Below are 5,498 nucleotides of genomic sequence, written 5' to 3'. Positions count from 1 at the left end.
TGTTGGTGTTTATCAAAAAATATTCTTCTCAATATATTGGTCTCCATAAAATGAAAATACCACAGCTTAAATGACTGTGGTAGACCCAAATTTTTATACTTTCTTATCTTTATAAAAAAGAACACTTGAAAAAGTGTCCTTTATTTTCTTACTTCACTCACTAATCCATTTAATGGATTGTAAACTCTCGCTATATCTCCATCATTTTCCCACATATAAGATTTTGTCCATAATAATTGAGAAGGTGGATTATCTATTGCTCCCCTTCCAGAAACAACAGTAACTGACGAACCTTTCTTTAAGACATAATTATTTGGGAAGGTGAAATTTTGTCCACCATCTGCACTATACAATCTCCAACCAGTTAAATTTAAGTCCCTAGAATCAACATTTTTGATTACCACTTTGTCTTTCTCTAAATCTAAACTTGTAATCTGTAATTTTCCAATAGGATCAGGGTAACTAGATTGATAAGCAGATACTAATGTATTGCTAATTGCATTAGTACCACCTAAAACAAATACACTATTAACTCCCAACTTATTAACTAAGCTTCTTACATTTGGTAAGTAATTAGTGTTATGTGATAAAACAATTGCTGCATTTTTACGATGTGCTAAACCTGAAGCAGCTACAGAATCAGGATAATCTTCTTTTCCAGTACTTACTGATGTTCCACGTACTAATATTGCATTATTTGGTTTAAAATTTGCTAATGCTAAACGATTTGTGTCATAACGGTCTTTTCCAGCATATCTTTTTATTGAAATTCCTTTAGCTCTTAGAGTATCTTCAACTTTTTTACTAACTACACCTGTTCCACCATAAATATGTACACTTTTAATGTTTGAAGGTAAATTTACAGGAATAGTATCTTTTGTTACTAAATAGATAGGAACTCCATTTATTGCAGAGTCAGTTGATGCTGATAATGCATCAGCTACGGATGTGCCGCTTGCCACAATTGCTCGTGTATTGGAATCTGAACCTGCTTCCTTGTTAATATTAAATGCAGTTTGATACCTTTGACTTCCTGATATTCTTTCAACTTCTAAACCCTTTGACTTAAGAGTATTAATAACTGTATTGCTTATTGCTTGTTCTCCACCCAGAACATATACTTTTTTTGTGTTCAGTCTTCTTATTTCATCTAAAACTTTATTTGAAATACTATTTGGATAGGTTAATAGTATCGGAGCATCTTTAGCACCAGATAAACTTGCCGCACTTAGTGCATCTGCAGGATTATCCGCTCGTGCTAAAATTACTATTCTTTCTCCGTCAAGTCCACTAGGCCATCCTCTTTTCGATATTTCAATTGCAGTTGATAGACGATCAGCTCCTGATACTCTTGTATAACTTCCAGTTGCATCGGTATGCTGTACAGAAGAAAATAATAATGTACCTGTTAATACTGCAAAAGCTCCAATCTTAAATAACTTCTTCAACTTATTTCCTCCTTAGTTAATTATATCCTTATTGATTATATCAGATCGGAAAATAGAAACAATATTTTATAGATAAGGTAAATTATAATATTAATAAAATTGCCCATTCAATTTGTCCATTTTCACATTAATGTGATTGGAAAAATGAAAATATACATAAGTTTGTCGGATAGTTATTTCAATTATATTTTAATATGAACCAATCTTCTTTGGTTCATATCATATCACCTATTTTAAATTATTTTGGTAATATAATTTACTTCGTTATCCAGTGATTAATAAATATACTCTAAAAAAACATCTCAATAAGAAAAACCACCTTTTCTGCTAAAATATTCCAACAGAAAAGGTGGTCATGGTTGTGCTATAAGAAAGATTAAGCAATTTATATCGAAAAAGCAAATGAAAGTTTGACCTATTTCTAATTTTTAAGATTGTACTTTCATTAAATAAACTGCCTTAAACCTTGTTATATCAACGTTTGTTATTTTATTTGACCCTGCATAGCTTTCATCATTTGATTGATTTTCTTTTGCGAAGGCTTCATACCCATTTGCATCATCATCATTTTTAGCATTTGTTCATTAATTGGTGGATTTTTCTTTAGGTAATTCATCATATATTTACGCGCAATGAAAAATCCTAGTGCAACGCCGGCAAGTAACGCAATAACGGCTACTAGAATCCCAACCCAAACTTCCATAATACTTCCTCCTTCGTGTTGTCTACTTTACAGTGTACTAAATATTACGGTTTTATACAATATTCACTAGATAATTTCTTGAATTTTTATTAATAATATTACAAATGAACAGAAATTAAATTTAGGCTATCATATTTTTTATTAATTTTCGTACTTTTAAACAAAATTTCTTTCCTTAATAGGGTTTAACCATCCGTACCGTTTATTTTGTAAATCCATCGCTAAAAAGCATGGGTCAAATTTCCTTAATACTTCGAAGAAAATGGTTTCTGCCTCATAACTACCATCTGAGGAAAGCTCCAAATATCTATCTTTTACTATTAGCGTTGCATTTCCACGGTTAGCTTTAAGCTCAATTTTATGAATGTGTTTTAAGTTTTGATAATCCTCACGACTACTTAAATGAGATGCAATGAGCTGATGTATAAATAAAGTAGGAATAGGCTTTGTAATATAATTTATTTGCTTTTCAAGTGTTGCAATCTGATTGTTTCGACCTGTTGTCCAATGAAAGTCTTGAAAGAGATGGTAGATTTTAGACTCTCGACCAAAGTAGTGGCTTGCGAACTCTTCTTCAATTAAATAAATATAATAGTGCCTCATATTACGTTCCTCCCCTATTTTCCGGTAACCTTATTATAAAAGAAGCAAAAAGAAATTATTGTCTTAAAGTGGAGAAAGAAGCCACTATTTTTGTCGAAGAGGAAATTAGAATAAATCATATCCTGTGAGACATTTCTTCATTTAAACTTAGTAGAGCTTTTTTAGTTTACGTTATACCTTCATCCCAACTTTACAAAAATACGAGGATAAGAAAGGAACACTAGTGCACATCTAAAATAAAAAAAGAATAAACCATGATGATTTATTCTTTTAGTGTAGACTATTCCTTTTTTCATCTTTTAATTTTTGTGGAGTTACGTCATTTCCATTTGGATCAACAACCGTTACTCCTTTTAGCGTATTTTTCATAGAAGAACGGAAGACATGTAAATATTCTTGTCGCAAACTTTGCTGTTCTTCTTTTTCTTCACTAGTTAGTCCATTCCCTTTTGCCTTCCTTGATAATTCATTTATTCGATTAAGTTTTTCTTTTGATAACATAAAATCGCTCCTTAATTAACATGAAACAAATCTAAAGTAATAAAATCTAGTTATCTTAACTACATGTGTCATATTACTAAAAGAGCGTAAAAATGACAACTTCTAAGTACCGAAAATTTTATCTTTGGTACTTAAAAGTTGTCATCAGCTTGCATGCTGTCTATATATTCTTTATATCTTCTATGTACTGTAGCCTTACTAACATCATACCCAACACCTCGAAGAGTTGCTGCAATTTCTGCAAACGTTAATTTTTTTTGACGCAATTTAACAATTTCTCCGATGGGAACTTCAATTTTTTCCCTACCTCCATTGTTTGACAAGTTAGATAAGTTTTTTTGAGGTTGATAGCCATTTTTTACAGCTCTTTTCATTCCTCTTTTGATTTTGTAATTAACTAGTTTTCTCTGAAACTCTTCAACTGTTGCTAAAATATTTAAAACCATTTCATCCGTTTCAGACAATTGCGGCTCTCCTTGTTCACTTAAAGTGAAAATTTTACCACCTATTTTCTTGATTTCATGCAATAATGCGATTTTAGCATTCCCTCTTCCTAAACGTGTATCATCCTGAACGAGAATTGTATCAGCAGCATTTTCTTTTAATAAGGTTAATGCCTCAATGATTCCTTCTCGATCAATGTCATATCCACTATGTCTCTCTTCGATTATTTTAATGACTTTAATTTGATGTAATGTTGCAAGTCTTTCTAGTTCTTCTCTCTGTCTAATAAGTGAAGACTTTTGTGCTTCTTTTTCAGTGCTAACACGACAGTAAATAATCGCCTTCACATAATCACCCTTCTTATTTAATTAAGGAACATTTCTTAGTATCTCATTCACTTGCAAGTTGTTCAACTTGGTAGTATTGATCTTTTTCTACAGGTACTATAACAACTTCTCCTGGTTTTATAATACTTGAATGTATATCATTGTTATCCTGTACCCATTTTACAAACTCTTGTTTCGAAATATTTGTTGATTTCTCAAATTTATTTGCAATGCTCCATAAACTATCTCCGTCTTCAACTGTAACCTGAAGGAATGTATCTGTTTCATTTTGTTTATCCATATAAATAATTGCTCCGGTAATTGCTACAAAAACGATAAAGAAGGAAAAAATAAAAGCGAATCTTTCAAATTTCATTTCAATCACCTCATAAGAATGTTTGTTCGTATTTTTTATAAATCTAATATATTACGAACAATTGTTCTAGTCAACCCCTTTTTTCGAACTTATGTTTGTACTAATAGGTAAAAGATGCTATAATAAACATAAATTACAGGAATCCGAGGTGTATCAAAGGATGACGAAGCTATCAAAAAGGCAACAAGATATACTAAGCTTTATAAAAGAGGAAGTTCAAAAAAAAGGTTATCCGCCATCCGTTCGTGAGATTGGTGAAGCTGTAGGTCTCGCTTCTAGTTCAACCGTTCATGGTCATTTAGCTAGACTTGAATCAAAAGGACTAATAAGAAGAGATCCGACCAAGCCTAGAGCAATCGAAATTTTGGAAGATAATGAGGAATTACAAATTCCAAGAAGTAAGGTAGTCAATGTTCCAGTGATCGGGAAGGTTACAGCAGGTGTTCCAATTACTGCTATTGAAAATGTAGAAGAATACTTTCCACTTCCAGATCGTTACGTTGGAGAGGATGACCATGTTTTTATGCTAGAAATCATGGGTGAAAGTATGATAGAAGCTGGCATTTTAGACGGAGATATGGTAATTGTTAGACAGCAACCAACTGCTAACAATGGAGATATTGTTGTAGCTATGACTGAAGATGACGAAGCAACTTGCAAGCGATTCTTTAAAGAAAAGGATTATATTCGTTTACAACCAGAAAATTCTACTATGGAACCGATTATTTTACGAAATGTTAGTATTTTAGGTAAGGTGATTGGTGTCTATCGTAATATTCATTGAAAGTATGCCGAAACGGTATGCTTTTTTAATTTCCCACTGCATTCAACTAATCTATTAATAGTAAGACATATCCACATAGGTTTAAGTATTAAAAGCTATTATATAAATTCAAATTATTCTAAAATCACTAAAAGCCCGAACAAAGTAATCATCTTTACATATAAAGAAGCAATAAAAGAGATAGAAATACTATCTCTCAGGCTGTCGAGAAACCTCGGCAGCCTATTATTTTATCTAATTACTTTAACTTTTCACCGCGTTAATATGGTATAATATAGATAACAAAATTGGGATGGTGATATTTTTGTTCAAT

The 5,498-nt window shown here is 31.7% G+C and carries 7 protein-coding genes; 1 reads left to right on the top strand and 6 read right to left on the bottom strand.

Going from position 1 to position 5,498, the window contains the following annotated elements; all coding sequences use genetic code 11:
* Positions 1-140: 140 nt before the first annotated feature.
* From ACTJJ9_RS25935 to yneA, 6 genes are all read right to left on the bottom strand, one after another.
* Positions 141-1,448, bottom strand: a complete 1,308-nt coding sequence (locus tag ACTJJ9_RS25935) for a cell wall-binding repeat-containing protein (RefSeq protein ID WP_145584138.1) — start codon at positions 1,446-1,448, stop codon at positions 141-143.
* A gap of 484 nt (positions 1,449-1,932) precedes the next feature.
* Positions 1,933-2,151, bottom strand: coding sequence for a YneF family protein (locus ACTJJ9_RS25930; RefSeq protein WP_095301797.1), 219 nt, complete (start codon positions 2,149-2,151; stop codon positions 1,933-1,935).
* A 156-nt stretch (positions 2,152-2,307) separates the two neighbouring features.
* The gene (sirA, locus tag ACTJJ9_RS25925) at positions 2,308-2,754 is read right to left on the bottom strand and encodes a sporulation inhibitor of replication protein SirA (protein ID WP_095301796.1); all 447 of its coding nucleotides are present in this window, start codon (positions 2,752-2,754) and stop codon (positions 2,308-2,310) included.
* A gap of 270 nt (positions 2,755-3,024) precedes the next feature.
* Positions 3,025-3,255 (bottom strand): DUF896 domain-containing protein, encoded by a 231-nt coding sequence (locus tag ACTJJ9_RS25920; RefSeq protein WP_145584136.1) that lies wholly within the window; start codon positions 3,253-3,255, stop codon positions 3,025-3,027.
* Positions 3,256-3,386: 131 nt separating this feature from the next.
* Complete coding sequence (locus tag ACTJJ9_RS25915; protein WP_095301794.1) at positions 3,387-4,046, bottom strand: YneB family resolvase-like protein; 660 nt, start codon at positions 4,044-4,046, stop codon at positions 3,387-3,389.
* Positions 4,047-4,089: 43 nt separating this feature from the next.
* Positions 4,090-4,401 (bottom strand): cell division suppressor protein YneA, encoded by a 312-nt coding sequence (gene yneA / locus ACTJJ9_RS25910; protein WP_145584134.1) that lies wholly within the window; start codon positions 4,399-4,401, stop codon positions 4,090-4,092.
* A 160-nt stretch (positions 4,402-4,561) separates the two neighbouring features.
* Here yneA and lexA point away from each other — a divergent pair, with 160 nt between their 5' ends.
* Entirely contained in the window at positions 4,562-5,185 is a 624-nt protein-coding gene (gene lexA / locus ACTJJ9_RS25905; RefSeq protein ID WP_095301792.1) for a transcriptional repressor LexA, read from the top strand.
* The last annotated feature ends 313 nt before the right edge of the window (positions 5,186-5,498 follow it).

Source organism: Metabacillus sp. 22489, from assembly GCF_052044855.1.
GTDB lineage: Bacteria > Bacillota > Bacilli > Bacillales > Bacillaceae > Metabacillus > Metabacillus niabensis.
Note: the sequence above shows the minus strand (reverse complement) of the source record. Positions and strands in the feature narration are given on the sequence as shown.